Here is a 19,788-nt window from a genome sequence, read left to right as displayed (position 1 = left end):
CAATCGCCAACAGTGCTCGACAAAATTGAGAGTCGGGACGGATTTTTTCTCGCGGCATGAACCGGGTGAGGCTCGTGCGTGCCCGCAGCTCTCCGCCGCTGACGGGCTTTAGAAGGTTGAGCCCATCACAGGTTTAGGTCCGATTTTTTCCTTAAGTATCCCCCCGACCCGCCGATATATAAGGTAAGCGGCGTTAATGCGATGAAGCGTTGAAAAAAATGCTAAAGACATCCAAAAACGAGCCGTTAAATAAGACGCATCGGGCACAGAAAATAATAAAGCCTGAGCAAATAGAAGAGTAAATTTAATAGCTTAGGAGAATAGTCATGGGCCTTTATATCAACACTAACGTTTCATCACTCAACGCGCAGCGTAACCTGATGAATACGACCAAATCACTGGATACTTCCTACACTCGACTGGCATCCGGCTTGCGTATCAACAGTGCCAAAGATGATGCCGCGGGTCTGCAAATCGCCAACCGTTTGACGTCTCAGGTGAACGGTTTGAATCAGGGTAACCGCAACGCCAACGACGGTATTTCGGTAGCGCAAACTGCGGAAGGTGCAATGGATGAGGTGACCTCCATGCTGCAGCGTATGCGTACCCTGGCTCAACAATCAGCCAACGGTTCTAACAACACTGATGACCGTACTGCGTTGCAGCAAGAGTATGACCAGCTGATGACCGAAATTGATCGTGTTGCAAAAGATACCACATTCGGTGGTAAGCAATTGCTTAACGGTGGTTATGTCGGCTCTTTCCAGGTTGGTGCTGATGCTGCTCAAACCATTACTTTCAGAATGACCACTGCGTTTACCATTGCAGGTATGGCTTCGGCAGCCAAGGGCAATGCAACAATCTCTGCCGGTTCAACTGGTAGCAAAGAGCCTTTCAAAGTAACGGCCTCAACCAGCGCAGTGACTGTGGCAAACATGAATAGCATCAAGTTGGCGAGTTCGGCCCAGTCTGCTATGGCCAACCTCGACTACATGATTAAAGTTGTAGACAGCAAGCGAGCTGAATTGGGTGCAGTGCAGAACCGGTTTGATTCAACCATTCGCAACCAGGCGAACGTCTCAGAAAACGTCAGTGCCGCGCGTTCACGGATCCGCGATGCAGATTTCGCGACCGAGACCGCCAACTTGACCAAGCAGAACATTCTGCAGCAAGCCGCATCGACCATTCTGTCTCAGGCAAACCAGCGCCCGCAGTCTGCACTGTCACTGTTGCAAGGCTAACAAAAGAAAACAGGGCGGTTGTTCAGGCCGCCCTGGTCAAGAGATGGAACAAAGGGGTGTTCGGGTCGCACTCTGTTCTATCGGGAGAGATATAATCTCTACTAGTAATGCCAAGTGTTGTCCAGCTGTTCAGTTCTGTCACGCTTGGTCATATTCTCCTGAGCATATGCTCATCTTTAGGCCGGTTTACCGGCCTCTTTTTATTGTGTCGCCAAATTGACGTCACTCTGTCAGTTCAAAGCATGAACCGTGCCAACGCATCTTATCCCGTAAACGAGGTCATCATCAGCGGTGATTTGCATGGTGATGCTGCTCAATTGATGTTCTGTTGCCGCTTGCCGGAGAAAACTTGCCGCTTTAGGCAACAATTTTCCTAAAGCTTGTATCTGCGCTGCCGTTAAATAAAGTGAAGCAATCGAGGGGTGTTCGGAATCCAACGTTTGCACTACTGCGGGTGACCTGTTCGTTCAAACAGACACCCGCCAGAAGAGACAGGAATGTTCAACCTGCTCTTCAAACGGTGGGACGTCGTTTTGTTTAGACGACGCAACCTGCAGTCGCATGTTCTTCGGGAGAATATTTTATGGCCATGTATATCAACACCAACATTTCATCATTGAACGCCCAGCGTAACTTGATGAATACCAACAAGTCTCTGGATACCTCCTATACCAGATTGGCATCCGGTCTTCGCATCAACACCGCCAAAGACGATGCTGCTGGCTTGCAGATCTCCAACCGTTTGACTTCACAGGTTAACGGCTTGAACCAGGGTAACCGCAACGCAAACGATGGTATTTCTGTAGCCCAGACCGCAGAAGGGGCCATGGATGAAATAACCTCCATGTTGCAGCGGATGCGGACTCTGGCGCAGCAATCAGCCAACGGTTCCAACAATACGGATGACCGCGTTGCATTGCAGCAAGAGTACGATCAACTGACAACCGAGATTGATCGCATCTCCAGTGATACCACGTTCGGTGGTCAGAAATTGCTGGACGGTAAATATAAAGGCTCATTCCAGGTCGGTGCGGATGCTACCCAGACCATTACCTTCAAGATGACCAGTGCCTTTACCATTAGCGGTATTGCTGGCGCATCAAAAGGCAGTGCCACCATCGCCGCCGGTTCTACTGGTAGTAAAGAGCCGTACAAGGTAACCGCTGCGACAACTGCTGTAACTGTTGCCAACATGAACAGTATCAAAACAGCCAGTGGCGCCCAGTCTGCTATGGCCAACCTCGACTACATGATCAAGGCGGTTGATAGCAAACGTGCAGAGCTTGGTGCGGTCCAAAACCGTTTCGACTCGACCATTCGCAACCAGTCCAACGTGTCCGAGAACTTGAGTGCAGCACGTTCGCGTATCCGTGATGCGGACTTTGCGACAGAAACCGCCAACCTGACCAAGCAGAACATCCTGCAGCAGGCTGCTTCAAGTATCCTGGCGCAAGCTAACCAAAGACCGCAATCTGCGCTGTCCCTGTTGGGTTAACGGGTAGTGATGAGATAGAAAAGGAGCGACGATATGGCCAATGACATTGGAATTCCCTCATCGGTCACTCCTTCTTCTCTTCAGTCAAGTAGCAAGAGCGGCCAATCGGCCGCTCAAGTGCTATCTGGCATGGCGGAAGAGCAGCGGGTGATGACACAGGATGTGGAAAAACAACAAGAGGAGCGAGCCAAAGAGAAGGTTCGCAAATCCGATGTCTCAGATAAGGATATTGAAAAAGAGGTACAAAACTTGCAGGAGTTCAGCAAGTTGCAGGGATGGACCGTCAACTTCAGCGTCGAAAAGGATCTCGAGCAAGTTGTTATCAAGGTGATGGACGCCAATACCAAGTCAATGATCCGTCAGATCCCAAGTGAAGAGTTGCTGGCTATCAGCAAGCGGCTCAAGGATCTGCGTGAAGTTGATGTTATAGGTGGTGGCTCAAGAGTCGGATTATTGCTTGATAAAGAGATTTAATACGCAAGTTTTACGAGGAGAGTGAGAATGGCCACGATTACGTCTGCTGGTGCGGGTTCACAGCTGGACTTGGAGTCTGTCATTGCCGCGAGCGTCAATGCCAAGAAGGCGCAACTGATGCAGCCCATCACCACCAAAAAGACCAATGCCCAGATCACTCTCTCCGGGGTTGGACAGTTGAAGTCGGCCATCGCCTCGTTTGTGACGACACTTCAGGCCATGTCCAAAGATGATGCGTTCAACAAACGCTCGATTAATATTACCCAGGACAAGGACAAACCCGTTCTCAAGGTGGAGAGCAAGGCGGGGGCTTCCAACGGGCAATATGATATCAGCGTCGAACAATTGGCGAAGACCAGTAAATTTGACGGTACTTTCGACTCATCGACGACTCCCCTTATCACTGAGGATGGGAAGCTGACCTTCAAGGCTGGTGACAAGACCTTCGATGTCGATGTGAAAGCAGGGGATTCACTACAGTCCATCCGTAAACGCATCAACAATGACGCCGACAATTTCGGTTTGAGCGTCAATATAGTCAATACCTCCGATGGTAAATCCAAGCTGATGATCGATTCCGGGGTAAGCGGCAGCGGAAAGGACCTGCAGATCACTGGCAGTACTACCGACCTGACCGATAATCTCGTATCCAAACTGACCAAGCGCCAAGATGCTCAAGATGCCAAGATCACCGTTGATGGAAATACTCTGACCAGTTCATCCAATACCTTCGATGGCACCATTGTCGGACTTAAACTGACCGTGTTGCGGGAGTCGGATAGCACAACCTCTACCGATGCCAGCGGTAATCCGGTCAAGACCTACAGCTCTAACAAGGTTGACGTGACCACCGACAAGGCTGGCATCAAGGACATGGTCAAAAGCTTTGTCGACGGTTACAACGCGCTGGTGAAGAAGAGCAATGAGCTCGGCAAGCGTAATACGATCGTTGAAGGGAAGAGCAAGAATGATGGTGGGGCTCTGGCGGGCGATGCAACGACGCGTGCCGTAGTCAATATGATGAATGGCATCATCACCGAGCCTTCGAAAAACTCCTCTACTTATAAAACGATTTTTCAGATGGGCATAAAGATGGATAACAAGGGGGTATTGTCTATCGACGATACCAAGTTCAACGAGGCCATCGATAAGAATTTCGATCAGGTAGTGGCAGTTTTTGGCGGTAAGGATGGGATCGCCGGTCAGCTGGCCAGCCAGCTGGAAACCTACTCCAAGACCGGTGGTTTGTTGGCGAAACGGGAAGACTCTTTGAATTCCGATCTGCGCGAAGTGGGTCGTAAAGAGTCCGATGTTGCCACTCAGCTGACCAAGTATGAAGAGACCTTGCGGGCCCGTTACGGAAGTCTGGATGCTATGTTGGCCAAGATGAATAAGTCAGCCTCATATTTAAGTATGCTAAATACAAACAACAGTTAATGTGAAGTCATGAGTGGTGTTTCATATGTATCATAAAAATATAAAAGCCTATACCACCCAGAATCTGCAATCCGAATTGGCAGTAGCCGATCCTTACCGCGTGATTCAACTTTTGATGCAAGGTTGCCTGGAGCGCTTGGCTCAGGCTCGTGGTGCTATTGAACGTCGAGATTTTGAGCAAAAATCCCAGTCTATCTCTAAAGCAATGGCCATTATCAACGGGCTGCAAGATTCACTTGATCTATCTTATGGTAAGGTGCCCGAAGACCTTTCTGCCCTTTATGACTACATGAAAGCTCGGATGATGGATGCCAGCCGTGATATGGATATCACAGCTGTCGATGAAGTTATGAATCTGATGCTGACAGTTAAAAGCGGTTGGGATGCTATTCCTGTCGAGGAGCGAGATAAGGCCTTGGCTCAACAAAAAGTGGGCGGAACCGAATGAGCAATAACCGTTTGCCAGAATTAATCGCAGCAGGTCAAGAGTTACTGACCTTGTTCGAACAGGAGGATGTGCAAACGGCTGAACAGTTGATCGACCATTATCTCATTCTCCTTGATGTTGTTTTCCAGAATATCCCTCCACATGTGGTTCTTGACATGGATCACCAACAAGCATTGGTGCAGTTTCAAACCCTACATGAGCTGATAGAACATGCAAAGAATCAGACAGAAGCAGCTTTGTGGAAATTTTCAAAAGCAGGTCGAGCATCTGATATGTACAAGCTGAACGCAGGTTAGGCATACATGGATATTAAACAAGAAATTACAAATATCGAGAGTGAACTTGTTCGCCTTGAGAGGCAAAAGCAACAGGAAATAGCTATGTTGGAGGTATTGCCTGTTCGTTTTGCAATGAACATGGATGCCTTTAAAAAATTCATGCCAAGTATATATGATTTTTTTGAATCATATCAACCAGTACGGCCATTCCGTTTTTTTTGCAATGAAAATGGCATCCCTAATATATTGTGGCTTGATGAGCAAGTTTCGTTATACGGTGACGATCCATTCGCAGATGCTGAATCACAAATTGATGAAGTAATTGAACAAAGTATTTTGCAATGTATTGATTTTGCACCACAATGGTATTTTGATGACCAAATACATATAAAATATAACAACGAAATATCCAAGCTTAAACAACAATCAACGCTCGAAGGGTTATCACTCAAGAGTGCACTATCAATGGATATCCCATTATCCTTGATGTATGGAATAGGTTTGGGTTATCAACTGGGCTATTTATACGAGCGATGCAAAGTCAAGAATTTGTTCGCCTTTGAACCAGATCTTGATATGTTTTATGCATCTTTATATTGTTTTGACTGGTGCTCTTTGCTGGATTATATGGAGCAAGAGTCATTAAGCTTGCATTTATTTATAGGAGTTGACGAAAAATTATTAGCAGCCGATATGATGGAAGCGCTTCATCGTAAAGGAGCATTCTGGTCTGCAGCATATTTCTCATTCTGCCATTATCATTCGCCAAAGTTGCATTCGCTTATTAACCAGGTTGAAAATGAGTTCTATCTGCTACGTACAGGTTGGGGTTTTTTTGATGATAATGTCTTTGCTCTAGCTCATAGCCATAGTCATCTGCAAGATGGCACACCATTTCTTCTGCGCCAACGTGATACGTCCCCATCTGAGGCTATACCTGTATTTGTTGTTGGAAACGGGCCATCGTTAGATCAGAGCATTGATTTTATTCGAGATCATCAACGTCAGGCTATTATCATTGCCTGTGGCACTGCAGTCAGCGCACTTTATAAAGCTGGAATCAAGCCAGATATTTATGTTGCTGTTGAGCGTACCAAAAGTTCAGCAGATTTTTTGCATATTTTGGATGCAGGGGAGTTTCTCAAGGATAGTATTTTTTTAAGCGTGGATGTGATTCATCCTGAGTGCAAGACATTTTTCCGCAAAACCGGGTTAGCATTTAAACCCAATGAGCCCATGTATAAACTGCTGACCACTCACTTTGGTAAGCAGTTTGATTTTGATTCAATTGAATATTCTAATCCATTTGTTGGGAATACCGGTCTTAATTACGCAGCGTTGCTTGGCTTCAAGGATATCTATCTATTTGGTATTGACAATGGGTATAAATTTGCTGATAAGCATCACTCCAGTTTGAGCCTTTATTATAATGAAAAACAGGAAGCGAAATACCATCAGGATCTGAACGAGACATTTCCAGCTCGTGGTAACTTTGGTGGTGAAGTCCGTATCAATCATTTATTTGGTCTCTCTATTCACAATATGGCTCAGGTTTTGGAAAATAATCCTGAAATACGTTGTGTCAATAGTAGTGATGGTGCTTATGTTGCTGGTGCCGAACCTCGTCGGGTTGAGCATATCAACCCCACTTGGCCAGATTTTAATAAGCGAGCCTTCATTGATGATTTGCTATCACGTTGTTTCAAACCATTTAATGTAGCCAGTATTGATTTCCAATCTGCCATTAACGTGCCGTTTTTTAATGATGTAGTTAATAAACTGCTTGATGATTGGAAAGCAGTTCCTCGTGAGCGCAACGCAATTCAATCGATGATGCAACGCCATCATGATTATCTGCTGTATTTGTTCATGAGTCGTGATAGTCATCTTTACCGAGTACTGATAGGATCAATAAATTATTTCTATGCCAATATCATCAGTTTGATGATGGCTCATATCAATGTTTCTGATGATGCGCTGACAGAAAATTTGAATGCTACAATCACTATATTGGAACAGTTTTTTACTGATGCCAAACATATTTATGCTAGCGCATTGGAAAGACATGACACTGCCTATTTTATAGGCCTCAATATATTTAAGTAGCAGTCTGTTATAACGCGTATCTATTGTCACGTTATACACGTTGTGTTCTAAATAAATTATCAGTCATTATTTAGAAACCTTAGCCCCAAACGTGACATGCGTTTGGGGTGTTATTGCGAGCAAGCTTGTTTATCATGCTCGCATATGAGATTCCCTTCGTTTCACCTGCTCAGCATTATTGTTTCTCTGGCGTTGTAAGAAGAGTTGCAAACTCAACTTCCAGCCAGTCTGCCAATCCCAGCCAGTCATGGCGCTCCTGGCAAGCCAGCAGGGCACTCACTATGGTCACGGCATCGCCTTGGTGCTCCGGAGGTAGAGCATGCAATGCCTGCTCTACCATAGCCGGTAGCTGCAGCGCACTTTCAACATGAAGGCCAAGGCGAAAATGGTGTGCCAGTGCAATGCACTGCTCTGTGATGGTCATGGCATCAGCTCCGGATGATAGTCACAACCGAGCAGTGCCGCACCGTCGCGGCTGCTGTTCCAGAATTTGACTTCTGGGTGGCTTGCCATATAGCGCTCAAGCTCGATCTGATAGGTGGTGAAATTAGGGTTGGTGCTGACGCGCTGACCATGGCCATCCAGTACCCAGCTGAGGGCTTGGCTGGCAACAGGACCCAAAGCACCATCATCCCAGCCGGTATGGGTCTGGCCACCGGGGAAGGCGAAGTCACTGCCGAGCAGAATGATCTCTCTACAACCCATCTTGACGGCGAGATCGACGGTGGGATGGATCACGCTGCCTCCTTGATGGAGTAACCCTTTGGGATGAGTGTGACGAAGTTGTTCATACACGGGGCTGATGGAGTAGGCGGTAAAACGCGGCCCTTGCCAACTTGCGAGCGTCTCATGGGGCACCATGGGGGCATATACCAGAGGAACCGAAGTGAGCCCTTGGCTTGCCAGTCGATCCGGAGTCAGAGCGTCGTCGATAGTTACGACCAGATCCACACTGATGCCGTATTGTCGCAGAGGGGCGAGCGCAGTATCGACACAGAGTACCTTCCACTCGGGATGTTGCTGCAACAAGCCTGCAAGGCGAGGGAGGTGGTGTTGCAGGCTGGGACCGCTGGCGATGACCAGTGCAGTAGCATCCGGGTGTGAGCCAAAAAGCGTGGCAACATCGCCATCTTCACCCACAAGTGGAAGATTCTCGGTCAGTCGCCCGGTAATGCGCGGCAAGTCCGGGACGAAGCGTTGCTTGGTGTAAGTCGCCATCACTTCGCTCACCAGTCGACCACGAATGCGGCAGGCCGCATCTTCGGCCAGCTCCAGTTCGCTGGGGAGGGCGAAGAAGGGGAGGGCAATCTCCTGTTCATCGGCCGCGAGGCTCAGCTCTACCCGGGGGTCTTGCAGCCACTCGTCGTGCTCGAGCAAGGCCAGCACCAGAGTGAAGAGATTGTGGTGCATGATATGGACATGGAGGGTTTCTAACCGGGGGCGTGTCAGCAACACCTTCTGCAGATCGCCGAGTCCGGTGCCATAAAGGTGCAGCACGGGTACATCGGGAAGAGTTGCCGCTTGCAGTTCGGCCTCCTTCACCCGATCGTGCCGGCTGGTGAGCTGGATGCCATTGACCAGCAGTGTGCTGCTGAGGCCTTCACACAACTCCACCTGCAGATCGCCCAGCTGTGTCACCGTGAGGTGGGCAGCAAGCTGTGGCCAACGCTGTTCGATTATCGCCAGATGATGGCGCAGCAGATCTTCATTCATCTTGTGCAATCCAATCCCAGTTGAGAGGCTGATTGGCTGCCATGTCGCGGTTGACCTGCTTGCCGATGAGCCGATCGTAATCGGCCGGGGGCAGGCCGAGGGCGGGGCGCACCGATTTGATGTGCTCTGCGGTGAGCACCTCGCCAGCTGCCATCTCCTTGACCAGATAGAGGGAGCGGCGAAAAGCGCGGTTACCCTGTTCACTGGCTGTGAGATGGTAATCGGCCACTCCGAGGGCGGCATGGGCGGTATTGACCGAGGTTACCAGCTCGGTGAGTTCGGCCGGTTCCATTGAGAAGGCGCAATCCGGCCCGCCGTCGGCGCGGGCCAGGGTGAAGTGTTTCTCGATAAGGGTGGCCCCGAGCGCGGTAGCGGCGATGGCTGTGGCCGACCCCAGGGTGTGATCGGAGAGCCCCACCTCGACCCCGAAGCGCTGGCGCAACATGGGGATGGTACGCAGGTTATATTCGGCCGCCGGCGCCGGATAGCCGCTGACGCAGTGCAGCAGCGCCAGCTGGCCGTTGCCGTGCTTGAGTGCCATCTCGACCGCGGCGGCGATCTCGGCCTCGTCCGCCATGCCGGTGGACATGATAAGCGGCTTGCCGGTCTGGGCGGTGTAGCGAATGAGGGGCAGATCCACCAGCTCGAAGGAGGCGATTTTGTAGGCCGGGCAGTCCAGTGATTCAAGCAAGTCCACCGCACTGAAATCGAACGGGCTGCTAAAGACCGTCAGCCCCAGCTCGCGCCCTTTGGCAAACAGCGCCTGGTGCCACTCCCAGGGAGTGTGCGCCCACTCATAAAGGTCATAGAGGCTGTGGCCATCCCACAAACCGCCGTGGATCTGAAATTCCGGTCGATCACTTTTGAGGGTGATGGTATCCGGGCGGTAGGTTTGCAGCTTGACGGCGCTGGCACCCGCTGCTTTGGCGGCGGTCATAATGGCCAGGGCGCGGTCCAGATTGCCATTGTGGTTGGCCGACAGTTCGGCAATCACATAGGGAGCCTGTTCCTGGTTGATGGAGCGATGATCGATCTGCATCTGTGTTCAGATTCCTATGCCAAGTTGCCAGCCTTGCGGCGCCGGTTGCCAAGGGGCAGGGGGCGCTATCTGCGGTGGCTCGGCAAGATAGAGGGGAAATTGGGAGAAAATTGTCTGCAAGCGATGTGCCAGCTCTTGCCACTCCGTGGGCTGAAGTGACCGGGTGGCCTGCCATGTCAGCCGCTGGCCGTTCAGCGTCAGGGTGAGTAGCAGTTGGTCGTCATGGCGTAGTTGCCACTGATGGCCATATGGCAACAGTTGATAATCCGATTGTTGCAGCAACCAGGCGGTGAGCCGATCCAGCCCCAGCCCATCCACCTGTTGCTGGCCGCGGCGTCGATAGTCATCTGCTTGCCATTCAAGTCGTTGCAGGGCTTGCAGCAGCAGCTCAGGCTCGGCCAGCTCGCTCAGAGTCAGCCGCTCGGCCAACTGGAAGCGGGCGATCACCAGGTCGTTGAACTGCTGATTGTCGACGATGGGCACCGCCAGGGTCGGCAGGCCGAGACAGGCTCGCTCCCAGGTCATGCCGCCCGCAGCGCCAATGGCGAAGTCGTGTTGTTGCATCAGTTGCGCCATCTGGTCGCTCTGGCGCAGCAGCACTAGGTCGAGGTCGGTCAGTTCGGCCACTCTCTGCTCCAGCTCGGGCCAGAACGGATTGGCGCCGCCCGCCACCAAGGTCCAGCGGATGGTGCGGGCCCAGGGCAGCCGCGTCAGGCTGTTGAGGGTCGTGAGACAGGCTCCGGCCGGATCAGCGCCGCCAAAGCAGATGAGGCCACGTTGCCACCGGCTGACCTTTTGGCGTGCAAGCTGGCGATAGGCGGGGCGCAGCAGGGCATAGTCGGTGCCCAGCAGCAGCCGACAGTCGGCAGGGACGAGTGACTGGTAATCGGCGGCGCTGCGCAGTGGCCCCTGATCCAGCAGCAACTGACCATGATGAGGGCGATCGGCCAGATCGTCGATCACCAGCAACTGACCACAGTGCATTGCCAGTGTCTGCTCGATCTGTCGATCAATCTGGTAGTGATCACACACCAGCCACTCCGGACGCAAGGTGGGCAAGGGGCCTGCGTCGTCCAGAGCGCAAAGAGGGTAATGCTGGTGGGATTGCAGCAGTGGCAACAGGTGGGCCGGTAGCTGATGGCAGAGAAAGTGGCACTCGGCGCCAGCCGTTTTCAGCCGATCGGCAATGGCCAGACAGCGCATCAGATGGCCCAACCCGATCTCGGCCCCGGCATCGAGCCGGAAGGCAACCTTAAACACCATCTTGACCCAGCACCTGATAAAGCAGTTCAGCCAGATGCCAATCTTCCGGCGTATCGATATCGACCACCCTGTGTCTTGGCAGAATATGGCCGATCCCCTCTCCACCGACGGGGCTGATCCCGCCCAACCAGGCAGCCCGCGTCCCCCAATAGAACTGGCCGGCATCCTGATAGGCAGGCTCCAGATCCTGAGAGCGTTTCGCCATCTGCTCCGGCCAGAAGGGAGTGACCCGGCCCTGCTCATCCATGCGCACGGCGCGCTGGATAGGAAAGCCGAATTCAGCCACCATGTAGACGAAGGGGGCCTTGCTGGCGAGCAGGCGATCGTGGGCGGCGCGCAGGTCGGCCGCCTGGATCAGCGGCACTGTGGCATAGATGCAGCAGTAGTGCTCTGCCTGGATGCCGAGCTGGTCGAGCCGCTGGATGGTGTCGATCACCACAGGGGTGGTACCGGTGTGATCATCGGCGAGGTTGGCTGGCCGCAGAAATGGCACTTCCGCGCCCAGTTGACGAGCAACTTCGGCGATCTCCTCATCATCGGTGGAGACCACCACCTTGCTGAAACAGCCAGATTTCTGCGCCGCCTGGATGGCATAGGCGAGCATGGGCTGACCACAGAAGGGGAGGATATTCTTGCGTGGAATGCGTTTGCTGCCACCCCGGGCTGGGATAATGGCGATGGCCATGATGGGCTCTCTCTGCTGGATCAATGACTGGCCAAAGCCAGGATAATCGATGACAACTCTTTGATTATTTTTGATATTATACTGTTTTTTCTGCTTGTATTATCGATTTTTGCTACGGAATGGCAGCAGTGTGGTCGATAAGAGAGACAGGTAATGAAAAGTGGATGACGTTGAAGATGAGTTATGGCGTTGAGTTACGCCCGATAGAGCCGTGGGATCTTCCTGCCTTGCGACGTTGGCGCAATAAGGATGAGGTGCGAATGCAGATGGTATCCCAGACGCGTATTTCGCCGCGGCAACAGCGCCAATGGTTTGTCGCCACCCGTGAACGACAGGATCAGCAGCACTGGGTGCTCTGGTGCAAGGGCGTGCGAGCGGGTTACGTCAATCTGAAAGGTGAGTGCCAGGGCAAGCTGCAGGGTCAGGTGATTGCCGATGCGGGACTCTATCTGGGCAACTCAGGCGTGCGGCATCCCATGTTGGCCGTTGCTGCTGCTTTAACCCAGCTTGATCAGGGTTTTGATGAGCTGCACATCGGTTGTATCCGCACCCTGGTTCGGGAGAACAATCGCTCGGCCCTGCGCTTGAATGAACAACTGGGTTACCGCCAGATAGGACAAAATAACGGATTTTTTGCATTGGAACTGCTGCCGGCGAATTACTATACCGCCCGTGAGCGGCTACGGAGATTTTTCAGATGACAATCGCATTGGAACAGGTTTTTGCCGAGGCTTTGGGTATTGATATCGGCAGCGTCAGCGATGGGCTGGCTTACAACAGCATCCCGCAGTGGGATTCCGTCGCCCACATGGGGCTGATTGCCCAGTTGGAGGATAACTATGGTGTATTGCTCGACACCGATGACATTATCGACATGAGTTCGGTCGGCAAGGCGCGGGAGATCCTGGCCAAATACGGGGTCGCTTTCTGATGCAGGGACTGTTGCAGGGCAAGCGGGTGTTGATCACCGGTGCCGGGCGTGGCATCGGGCTTGCCATCGCCCGCCAGTTTGCCTCTCAGGGGGCTGAACTGTGGCTGGGAGGCCGTGATGAGGTGACGATGAGCCTGCTGGCGACCGCGATTGGTTCCGAGTTTGGCGTGCCTTGCCAGCCTCTCTGCTTTGATGTGGCTGATCCGTCGGCGGTCAAGCAGGCCTTTCAGCAGCTGTTTGCTCAGACTCGCCAGCTGGACGTGCTGGTCAACAATGCCGGCATGCTGGAAGAGGCGTTATTGGGGATGGCGAACCAGACCCATCTGCAAAAGACATTCAGCAACAATACCTTTAGTGTGATCTATTGCAGCCAGTATGCCGCCCGCCTGATGCCGCGCAGTGGTGGCGGCAGCATCATCAATCTCGCCTCCCTGATGGGGCAAGTGGGGACGGCTGGGCTCAGCTGCTATGCCGGCAGCAAGGCGGCGGTGATTGGCATTACCCAGTCACTGGCCAAGGAGCTGGCCGCCAGCCAGATCCGGGTCAATGCGATTGCTCCCGGTTTTATCGATACCGATATGGCCCACGCCATCCCGCAAGATAAGTTTGCCGAGCGGGTGGCCAGCATCGCAATGGGGCGGATTGGTACGCCAGAAGAAGTGGCCAAGGTGGCCCTGTTTCTCGCATCCGACTTGTCGAGCTATGTGACCGGGCAGGTGATTGGGGTCGATGGGGGGATGGTGATTTGAGCCAGCCTGATTTGTTGACACATCTGGTTGAAAGTAATGACGAGCCCGCCTGGCGAGACCCGCAAGAGGGGTGGCTCAGTTATGGTGAGCTGGCTCGGCGTGTGGCGCAGTTGGCTACCACCTATCCCGTCGGTCGTCATTTGGTCTACCTGCCATTTGTGACGTCCACCCTGCATCTGCTTCACTACTTGCTGGCCCTGCGTGATGGCCACGCCATCATGTTGGCCGATCCTGCACAGGATGCCCAGTTGCACCATGAGCAGTGCCAGCGCTTTGGTGTCAGTCTGCGGGTGTTGGAGGATGGGGCAGTTGCGCATCTTGGCGATGCGCCCTCGTTTCACCCTGAGTTGGCCTTGCTGCTGCCGACATCGGGCAGTACCGGCTCCTGCAAATGGGTGCGATTGTCGCGAACCAATCTTGATGCCAATGCCGCGGCCATCGCCGAATATCTGGCGCTGAACGGGGGTGAGCGAGCCATCACCTCGTTGCCACTTTTTTACTCCTTCGGGATGTCGGTACTTAACAGCCATCTTTTGGTTGGCGCCTCTCTGGTTTCATGCACTGCCAGTCCCCTTGAGCGCCAATTCTGGGATGAGGTAAATCGTCATCAGGTCACTAGCGTGGCGGGGGTCCCGTTTACCTTTCAGATGCTTAACCGCTTGCGTTTTGACTGGACCCGCTATCCCAGCCTGATGACGCTGACCCAGGCCGGAGGACGGCTTGAGCCGGCACTGGCAAAGCAATTTGCCGAACAGGCAGCTGCGCTGGGACGCCGTTTTTTCGTGATGTATGGTCAGACCGAAGCGGCGCCGCGCATCGCCTGGTTGGCTCACGATGAAGTGATTGTTGCTCCGGATGCGATCGGCCGTGCCGTACCGGGCGGGTGCCTCTCTCTTCGTCATGAGTCCGGCTTTCCCGACGGGGAGGGAGAGCTGGTTTACCAAGGGCCAAATGTGATGTTGGGCTATGCGGAGCGCCCTGAAGATCTGGCTCGGGGGCGTGATATGGATGCGCTCTTTACCGGCGATCTGGCTCGTTGTGATGAGTCGGGCCGATTCTATCTGACCGGACGACTCAACCGTTTCCTGAAGCTGTTTGGCAAACGGGTGAGCTTGGCTGAAGTGGAAACCTGGTTGCAGGGGAGGGGCTATTCCTGCGCTGCGACCGGCCGTGATGATTGCCTGCTGGTGGCCATCGAGGCAGACGCGTGCCCCAGTGACGCACTGCAGCTGGAGCTGGCCCGCTGGTTGATGGTGCCGCCATCAAGCGTTCGCATTTATCGGCATCATTTGCCACGACGCAGCAATATGAAGATCGATTATCCGGCCCTGTTAACACAATTGGAGCAGCTATGAACAGGCTGTTTGATGCGCCGGTTTTCGGGCTGTCTCAACATGAAAAAAGTTGGTTGCTCCTTGCGCGCCTGAATGAATTGACGCAGCGCCATGCGCAGGGGTGTCCAGCTTTTGCCAATATTCTGTCGGCGTTTGGCTGGGGTCAGGCCTCGACCTATCAAGAGCTTCCTTATCTGGCCGCCCGCCTGTTCAAATTGGCCCAATGGCAGAGCGTGCCGCAAGAAGAGGTATTCAAGGTGCTCACCTCCTCTGGCACTACCGGAACGCCGTCACGGATCGTGCTGGATCGGGATACAGCCGCGTTGCAGAGCAAGGTGCTGGTGAAGATCCTGCAAGAGTTCGTCGGCAAGCAGCGGCTGCCCATGCTGCTGGTGGAGCAACCCGCCCTGATTCAAAACCGCAGCGGTTTTTCCGCCCGCGGCGCCGGTGCGCTGGGGCTCTCCTTCCTTGGCCGAGACCATACCTATGCCCTCGACGAGCAGATGCGGCCCAACTGGCCTGTCATCGAGGCGTTTTGTGACAAATATGCGGGCCAGCCGGTCCTGTTGTTCGGCTTTACCTTCATGGTCTGGCAATGTCTGCTGGAACCGCTGCGTGAGCGAGGTCTGCAACTGCCGTTGACGCAGGGCACGCTTTTTCACAGCGGTGGCTGGAAGAAGCTGCAACACCTCGCGGTGGATAATCCTGCCTTCAAGCAGCGCTGCCATGAACAGCTGGGGCTGAGTCGGGTGTACAACTTCTATGGCATGGTGGAGCAGGTGGGGTCGGTATTTGTTGAGTGCGAGCAGGGCCATCTTCATGCTCCCCTCTTTGCCGATCTGCTGGTGCGGGATCCGCTGACCCATCGACCGCTCGGGATCGGCAAGCCAGGCTTGTTGCAGGTGATCTCTGCCATTCCCCAAAGTTATCCAGGCCACAGTTTGCTCAGCGAGGATCTCGGTGTGCTGCTGGGTGAGGATGATTGCCCCTGCGGACGTCTCGGCCGTTATTTTCATGTATCAGGGCGTCAGCAAGGCGCCGAGGTGAGGGGATGCAGCGACACTTTCCAGTGATCCGGTCAGATGCAGAAGATGCCATATGGCAAGCTGGGCCCGAGGTCGCTTTCGTGGCTCCCGTCATTGGCTGGCAAGGTTTTGTTACTCGCCCGCAGCCAAGCTTTGCGCCCGTCATAGGTGACTTTGTGGCTGCGCTCTCTGCACGTCTGCAGCAGGAGGGACGAGCGAATCCGGATTTAGCCGCCTTTGGTTTTTGGTTGCGGCCTCGCCAGATTGAGGTACAGCGCAAACGCATGGCAGGACGCGCTCCGCTGGGGATGGTTTTTCATCTGGTCCCCTCCAACGTGCCGACCGTCGCGTTCTACTCCTGGATCATGGCGCTACTGATGGGCAATGGTTCCGTGGTTCGCCTCTCATCGCGCATCGACCCGGTGCAAGAGGCCATGCTGACCATCCTGAACGAGCTTTTCTCTCTGCCCGAGTGGCAAGAGATTGCCTCGCGTACCCGTTTTATCCGGTATGACCATGACGAACGGGTCACCGCCTGGCTGTCGGCCCGGTGCCGCCTTCGCATCATTTGGGGCGGTGATGAAACCATCGGTCGGGTACGGGCTATTCCGCTTTCACCCCGCGCTCAGGAAATCGTGTTTCCGGATCGCCGCTCCATGGCGGTGTTGGATAGCCAATGGCTCGCCAACCTGGATGCTGCCGCATGGCGGCAATTGGTTGCGGCTTTGCAACAAGACTTTACTCGCTTCAATCAGCAAGCCTGCGCCTCGCCCACCACGATTTGCTGGTTGGGCACTCCCGATAGTGTGTTGCGACGTCGTTTGCTCGAAGCCGTCTTTGCCCCCTTTGCAGGCAGCCCTGCCCTGATGATGGAACGCCTCATCAATTGTCAACAAAATGCCGCTCTCGATGGTCAGATGCAGCAGGAGACCTTTGCTGGCGTCACCTTATTGACTCCCACCGCCTCTTTGCGGCTTGAACACATCGGAGGAGGTACAGTTGCAGAATTCGTTGCCGATACTCTTGATGAGTTGCTGTTACAACCTTGGGATATGCAGACCTGTGTTTGGGTTGGGCCAGATAAAATGCGGCTTGAGTATGCGCTACAGCTGTCGCCTTGCTGCCGTATCGATAGGGTGGCAAGTCCGGGACAAGCGCTGGCATTCGAATGGCTCTGGGATGGCATCGACATGCTGGTGGCCTGCAGCCGTCAGCTTGACCGTATTGAATAGTGGATTCCAGGTCACATAAATCAAGTCATATCAATTAATTAGCTTGGTCAGGCACGGCTCTTGCAGTAAATATTGCCATGAAGGGCAGGAAGGGTTGACAGAGACCGTGCGGTAGCCTTGTCCGAATTCTCTAATTCGCTTCTTTTTTACTCTACTTCTGGATTCTCTATGAAAGTCAGCGTACTGGTGCCGGTGTATAACCTAGGGCGCTTTATCGAGCCCTGTCTGCTTAGTTTGCTGGAACAGCAAACCAATTTCGATTTTGAGGTCATTGCCATTGATGACGGCTCGAGCGATGACTCCTGGGCCATTATGCATCGGCTGGCACAGCAGTGGCCGCAACTCAAGGCACTACAGAATGCGCAGAATATGGGGTTGGCCAAGACCCAGAAACGCTTGCTGAGAGAGGCTACCGGTGAATACATCGCCTATGTCGACGGGGATGATCTTGCTCTGCCGGGCAAGCTGCAGAGCCAGGCCGATTATCTTGATTTGCACACTGACTGCACGCTTTGCTACCACGAAGCGGAGATGTTTGATGATGAAACTGGCGCACGGATCAAGCTATTCACCCGCGATTATTACAATGCCCGCTATCTTGAATCCGTGATGACACGGGAGGCATTGATCCGCTTCGGGGTGTTCGTCAATGCAAGTTCCATAATGTTTCGCCGTTATGAAGGGATGGAAAATGCCATCGATGAGGGGTGCAAGATCATCCTCGATTATCCCTGGCACATCTTGAACCTCTCCCACAATCCGGGGACGCTGGATTTTATCCCCGAATTATTGGGCCGCTATCGCTTCCATACCCAGAGCTTTGGTGGACAGACCCGCAAATCGGCAGAACGTCGTGAGCAGTCGCTGCGCGATCTGCTGCGCGCCTGTGATAACGCCGCTGCGTTTGGGGCGGATCCCGTGGCCATTGCCCAGGGGCGTGCCCATCACTATTACTCTGCCGCACTCTACTTTCTGCGGCAGGATGACGTCGTGCGCTTCACGCAACTTATCGAACAGTCAGTTGCCGAGGTCGCGGAGCTGGCGCCAGGCTGGTTCTTCGATGAGCGACATCAACTGGCGTGGGTGCAGCGAGCTCATCCTGCTCGGGTCATGCAACAATTGTTTGGAGAGGCGGCATGAGTTATCAGGCGATAATCATTGGCGCCGGGCTTTCCGGTGCCGTCATGGCTGAGCGAATGGCCAGCCAGCTCGGTTGGAAGGTACTTGTGCTGGAGCAGCGCGATCATATCGGTGGCAACTGCTTTGACGAGTATGATGAGCATGGTGTGTTGGTCCATCGCTATGGGCCACACCTCTTCCATACCGACAACAAGGAGGTGTGGGACTACTTGTCGCAGTTTACCGAGTGGCTGCCTTATGAGCATCGTGTGTTGTCACGCATTGACGGGCAGTTGGTGCCGATCCCGTTCAACCTGACCAGCATCGAACGTTGCTTCCAGGCCGACAAAGCTGCCGCCATGATTGATGCCCTGCGCACCCGGTTTGGTGATGGTGCCAGAGTGCCTATTCTGGAGCTGCGCAAAGAGGCGCATCCCCTGCTGGGTGAATTGGCAGACTTCATCTATCAGAAAGCCTTCGTCAACTACACCAGTAAACAGTGGGGGGTTGCGCCAGACCAGATCTCCCCCGAGGTGACGGCACGAGTGCCCGTGGTGGTGAGTCGGGATGATCGCTATTTTACTGACCCCTGGCAGGCGGTGCCGGCCGCAGGCTATACCGCCATGTTTGAGCGCATACTTGCGCACTCCTTGATTGAGGTGCGGCTGTCTACCCCCATGGTGCAGCGTGTCAGGTTGGATTGGCATCAGAAGCTGGTGTGGTTGGATGGCGCACCTTTCGATGGTCCACTGATCTATACCGGTATGCTGGATCAGTTGATGTCGGCAGAAGGGAATTGTTTGCCATACCGCTCACTGCGTTTTGAACATCGCCATCTGGCGCAAGAGCAATTTCAGCCTGTCACCACCGTCAATTATCCGAATGAAGAAGCCTTCACCCGGATCACCGAGTTCAAGCATTTCAGTGGGCAGGTGCATCCCGGCACCAGTATCGTGTACGAATATCCCTGTAACTATAAGCCTGAGCGGGGGTTAGAGCCTTACTACCCGCTGTTTACCGATGAGGCCAAACAGAACTATCAGGCTTGCCGCGATGAATTGGCCCAGTTCCCGCAACTGATTGCTTTGGGGCGCCTTGCCGAGTATCGCTATTTCGATATGGATGATGCGGTGAGCAATGCATTAAATTTTTTCTATAAAATATGCACGGCATACTAGCTTTTGGTATTTGATAGATAAGTGTTAGCCGGTGAGAAAAT

Annotated in this window: 20 protein-coding genes; 15 read left to right on the top strand and 5 right to left on the bottom strand. The window is 53.5% G+C overall.

Annotated elements, in window-relative coordinates; genetic code table 11:
* The first annotated feature begins 326 nt into the window (after positions 1-326).
* From flaA to AB5Y71_RS13015, 7 genes are all read left to right on the top strand, one after another.
* On the top strand, positions 327-1,241 hold the full coding sequence (gene flaA / locus AB5Y71_RS13045; RefSeq protein WP_019446043.1) for a flagellin A: 915 nt from the start codon (positions 327-329) through the stop codon (positions 1,239-1,241).
* Between the two features lie 583 nt (positions 1,242-1,824).
* Entirely contained in the window at positions 1,825-2,736 is a 912-nt protein-coding gene (gene flaB / locus AB5Y71_RS13040) for a flagellin B (protein ID WP_019446042.1), read from the top strand.
* A 33-nt stretch (positions 2,737-2,769) separates the two neighbouring features.
* Entirely contained in the window at positions 2,770-3,210 is a 441-nt protein-coding gene (locus AB5Y71_RS13035; RefSeq protein WP_019446041.1) for a flagellar protein FlaG, read from the top strand.
* A 27-nt stretch (positions 3,211-3,237) separates the two neighbouring features.
* On the top strand, positions 3,238-4,647 hold the full coding sequence (gene fliD, locus AB5Y71_RS13030; protein ID WP_019446040.1) for a flagellar filament capping protein FliD: 1,410 nt from the start codon (positions 3,238-3,240) through the stop codon (positions 4,645-4,647).
* Between the two features lie 25 nt (positions 4,648-4,672).
* Positions 4,673-5,095 carry a flagellar export chaperone FliS gene (gene fliS, locus AB5Y71_RS13025; RefSeq protein WP_019446039.1) on the top strand — a complete coding sequence of 141 codons (423 nt, stop codon included), beginning with the start codon at positions 4,673-4,675 and terminating at the stop codon, positions 5,093-5,095.
* A complete protein-coding gene (locus AB5Y71_RS13020; RefSeq protein WP_139411365.1) occupies positions 5,092-5,391 on the top strand; it encodes a hypothetical protein in 300 nt (99 codons plus the stop codon). Before fliS ends, AB5Y71_RS13020 begins: the two co-directional genes overlap by 4 nt.
* A gap of 6 nt (positions 5,392-5,397) precedes the next feature.
* Positions 5,398-7,479, top strand: coding sequence for a 6-hydroxymethylpterin diphosphokinase MptE-like protein (locus AB5Y71_RS13015; RefSeq protein WP_368171754.1), 2,082 nt, complete (start codon positions 5,398-5,400; stop codon positions 7,477-7,479).
* A 175-nt stretch (positions 7,480-7,654) separates the two neighbouring features.
* On the opposite strand, the gene AB5Y71_RS13010 is transcribed toward AB5Y71_RS13015, so the two are convergent.
* The 5 genes from AB5Y71_RS13010 to pseF are packed head-to-tail and all read right to left on the bottom strand — an operon-like array spanning position 7,655 to position 12,179.
* On the bottom strand, positions 7,655-7,903 hold the full coding sequence (locus tag AB5Y71_RS13010) for a hypothetical protein (RefSeq protein WP_139411367.1): 249 nt from the start codon (positions 7,901-7,903) through the stop codon (positions 7,655-7,657).
* On the bottom strand, positions 7,900-9,192 hold the full coding sequence (locus AB5Y71_RS13005) for a motility associated factor glycosyltransferase family protein (RefSeq protein ID WP_368171753.1): 1,293 nt from the start codon (positions 9,190-9,192) through the stop codon (positions 7,900-7,902). Before AB5Y71_RS13005 ends, AB5Y71_RS13010 begins: the two co-directional genes overlap by 4 nt.
* Positions 9,185-10,231 (bottom strand): pseudaminic acid synthase, encoded by a 1,047-nt coding sequence (pseI, locus tag AB5Y71_RS13000; protein ID WP_120413980.1) that lies wholly within the window; start codon positions 10,229-10,231, stop codon positions 9,185-9,187. The genes AB5Y71_RS13005 and pseI overlap by 8 nt, the downstream gene beginning before the upstream one ends.
* Before the next feature lie 6 nt (positions 10,232-10,237).
* Positions 10,238-11,494 carry a UDP-2,4-diacetamido-2,4,6-trideoxy-beta-L-altropyranose hydrolase gene (pseG, locus tag AB5Y71_RS12995; protein WP_368171752.1) on the bottom strand — a complete coding sequence of 419 codons (1,257 nt, stop codon included), beginning with the start codon at positions 11,492-11,494 and terminating at the stop codon, positions 10,238-10,240.
* Entirely contained in the window at positions 11,484-12,179 is a 696-nt protein-coding gene (gene pseF, locus AB5Y71_RS12990; protein ID WP_201991342.1) for a pseudaminic acid cytidylyltransferase, read from the bottom strand. Before pseF ends, pseG begins: the two co-directional genes overlap by 11 nt.
* 164 nt (positions 12,180-12,343) lie before the next feature.
* Here pseF and AB5Y71_RS12985 point away from each other — a divergent pair, with 164 nt between their 5' ends.
* The 8 genes from AB5Y71_RS12985 to glf all read left to right on the top strand — a co-directional run bounded on the left by AB5Y71_RS12985 (position 12,344) and on the right by glf (position 19,747).
* On the top strand, positions 12,344-12,880 hold the full coding sequence (locus tag AB5Y71_RS12985) for a GNAT family N-acetyltransferase (RefSeq protein WP_368171751.1): 537 nt from the start codon (positions 12,344-12,346) through the stop codon (positions 12,878-12,880).
* A complete protein-coding gene (locus AB5Y71_RS12980) occupies positions 12,877-13,110 on the top strand; it encodes an acyl carrier protein (protein WP_042012685.1) in 234 nt (77 codons plus the stop codon). The genes AB5Y71_RS12985 and AB5Y71_RS12980 overlap by 4 nt, the downstream gene beginning before the upstream one ends.
* The gene (locus AB5Y71_RS12975; RefSeq protein ID WP_204383489.1) at positions 13,110-13,859 is read left to right on the top strand and encodes an SDR family NAD(P)-dependent oxidoreductase; all 750 of its coding nucleotides are present in this window, start codon (positions 13,110-13,112) and stop codon (positions 13,857-13,859) included. The genes AB5Y71_RS12980 and AB5Y71_RS12975 overlap by 1 nt, the downstream gene beginning before the upstream one ends.
* Positions 13,856-15,214, top strand: coding sequence for an AMP-binding protein (locus tag AB5Y71_RS12970; RefSeq protein ID WP_216950529.1), 1,359 nt, complete (start codon positions 13,856-13,858; stop codon positions 15,212-15,214). Before AB5Y71_RS12975 ends, AB5Y71_RS12970 begins: the two co-directional genes overlap by 4 nt.
* Positions 15,211-16,266 (top strand): acyl-protein synthetase, encoded by a 1,056-nt coding sequence (locus AB5Y71_RS12965; protein WP_204383485.1) that lies wholly within the window; start codon positions 15,211-15,213, stop codon positions 16,264-16,266. The genes AB5Y71_RS12970 and AB5Y71_RS12965 overlap by 4 nt, the downstream gene beginning before the upstream one ends.
* Positions 16,245-17,450: an acyl-CoA reductase gene (locus AB5Y71_RS12960; protein ID WP_368171750.1), complete on the top strand. Its 1,206-nt coding sequence runs from the start codon at positions 16,245-16,247 to the stop codon at positions 17,448-17,450. Before AB5Y71_RS12965 ends, AB5Y71_RS12960 begins: the two co-directional genes overlap by 22 nt.
* Before the next feature lie 168 nt (positions 17,451-17,618).
* Entirely contained in the window at positions 17,619-18,590 is a 972-nt protein-coding gene (locus tag AB5Y71_RS12955) for a glycosyltransferase (RefSeq protein WP_216950531.1), read from the top strand.
* Positions 18,587-19,747: a UDP-galactopyranose mutase gene (gene glf, locus AB5Y71_RS12950; RefSeq protein WP_368171749.1), complete on the top strand. Its 1,161-nt coding sequence runs from the start codon at positions 18,587-18,589 to the stop codon at positions 19,745-19,747. Before AB5Y71_RS12955 ends, glf begins: the two co-directional genes overlap by 4 nt.
* Positions 19,748-19,788: the final 41 nt, after the last annotated feature.

It is taken from the genome of Aeromonas sp. R9-2, from assembly GCF_040908025.1.
In the GTDB taxonomy this organism is placed as follows: Bacteria; Pseudomonadota; Gammaproteobacteria; order Enterobacterales; family Aeromonadaceae; genus Aeromonas; species Aeromonas veronii.
Note: the sequence above shows the minus strand (reverse complement) of the source record. Positions and strands in the feature narration are given on the sequence as shown.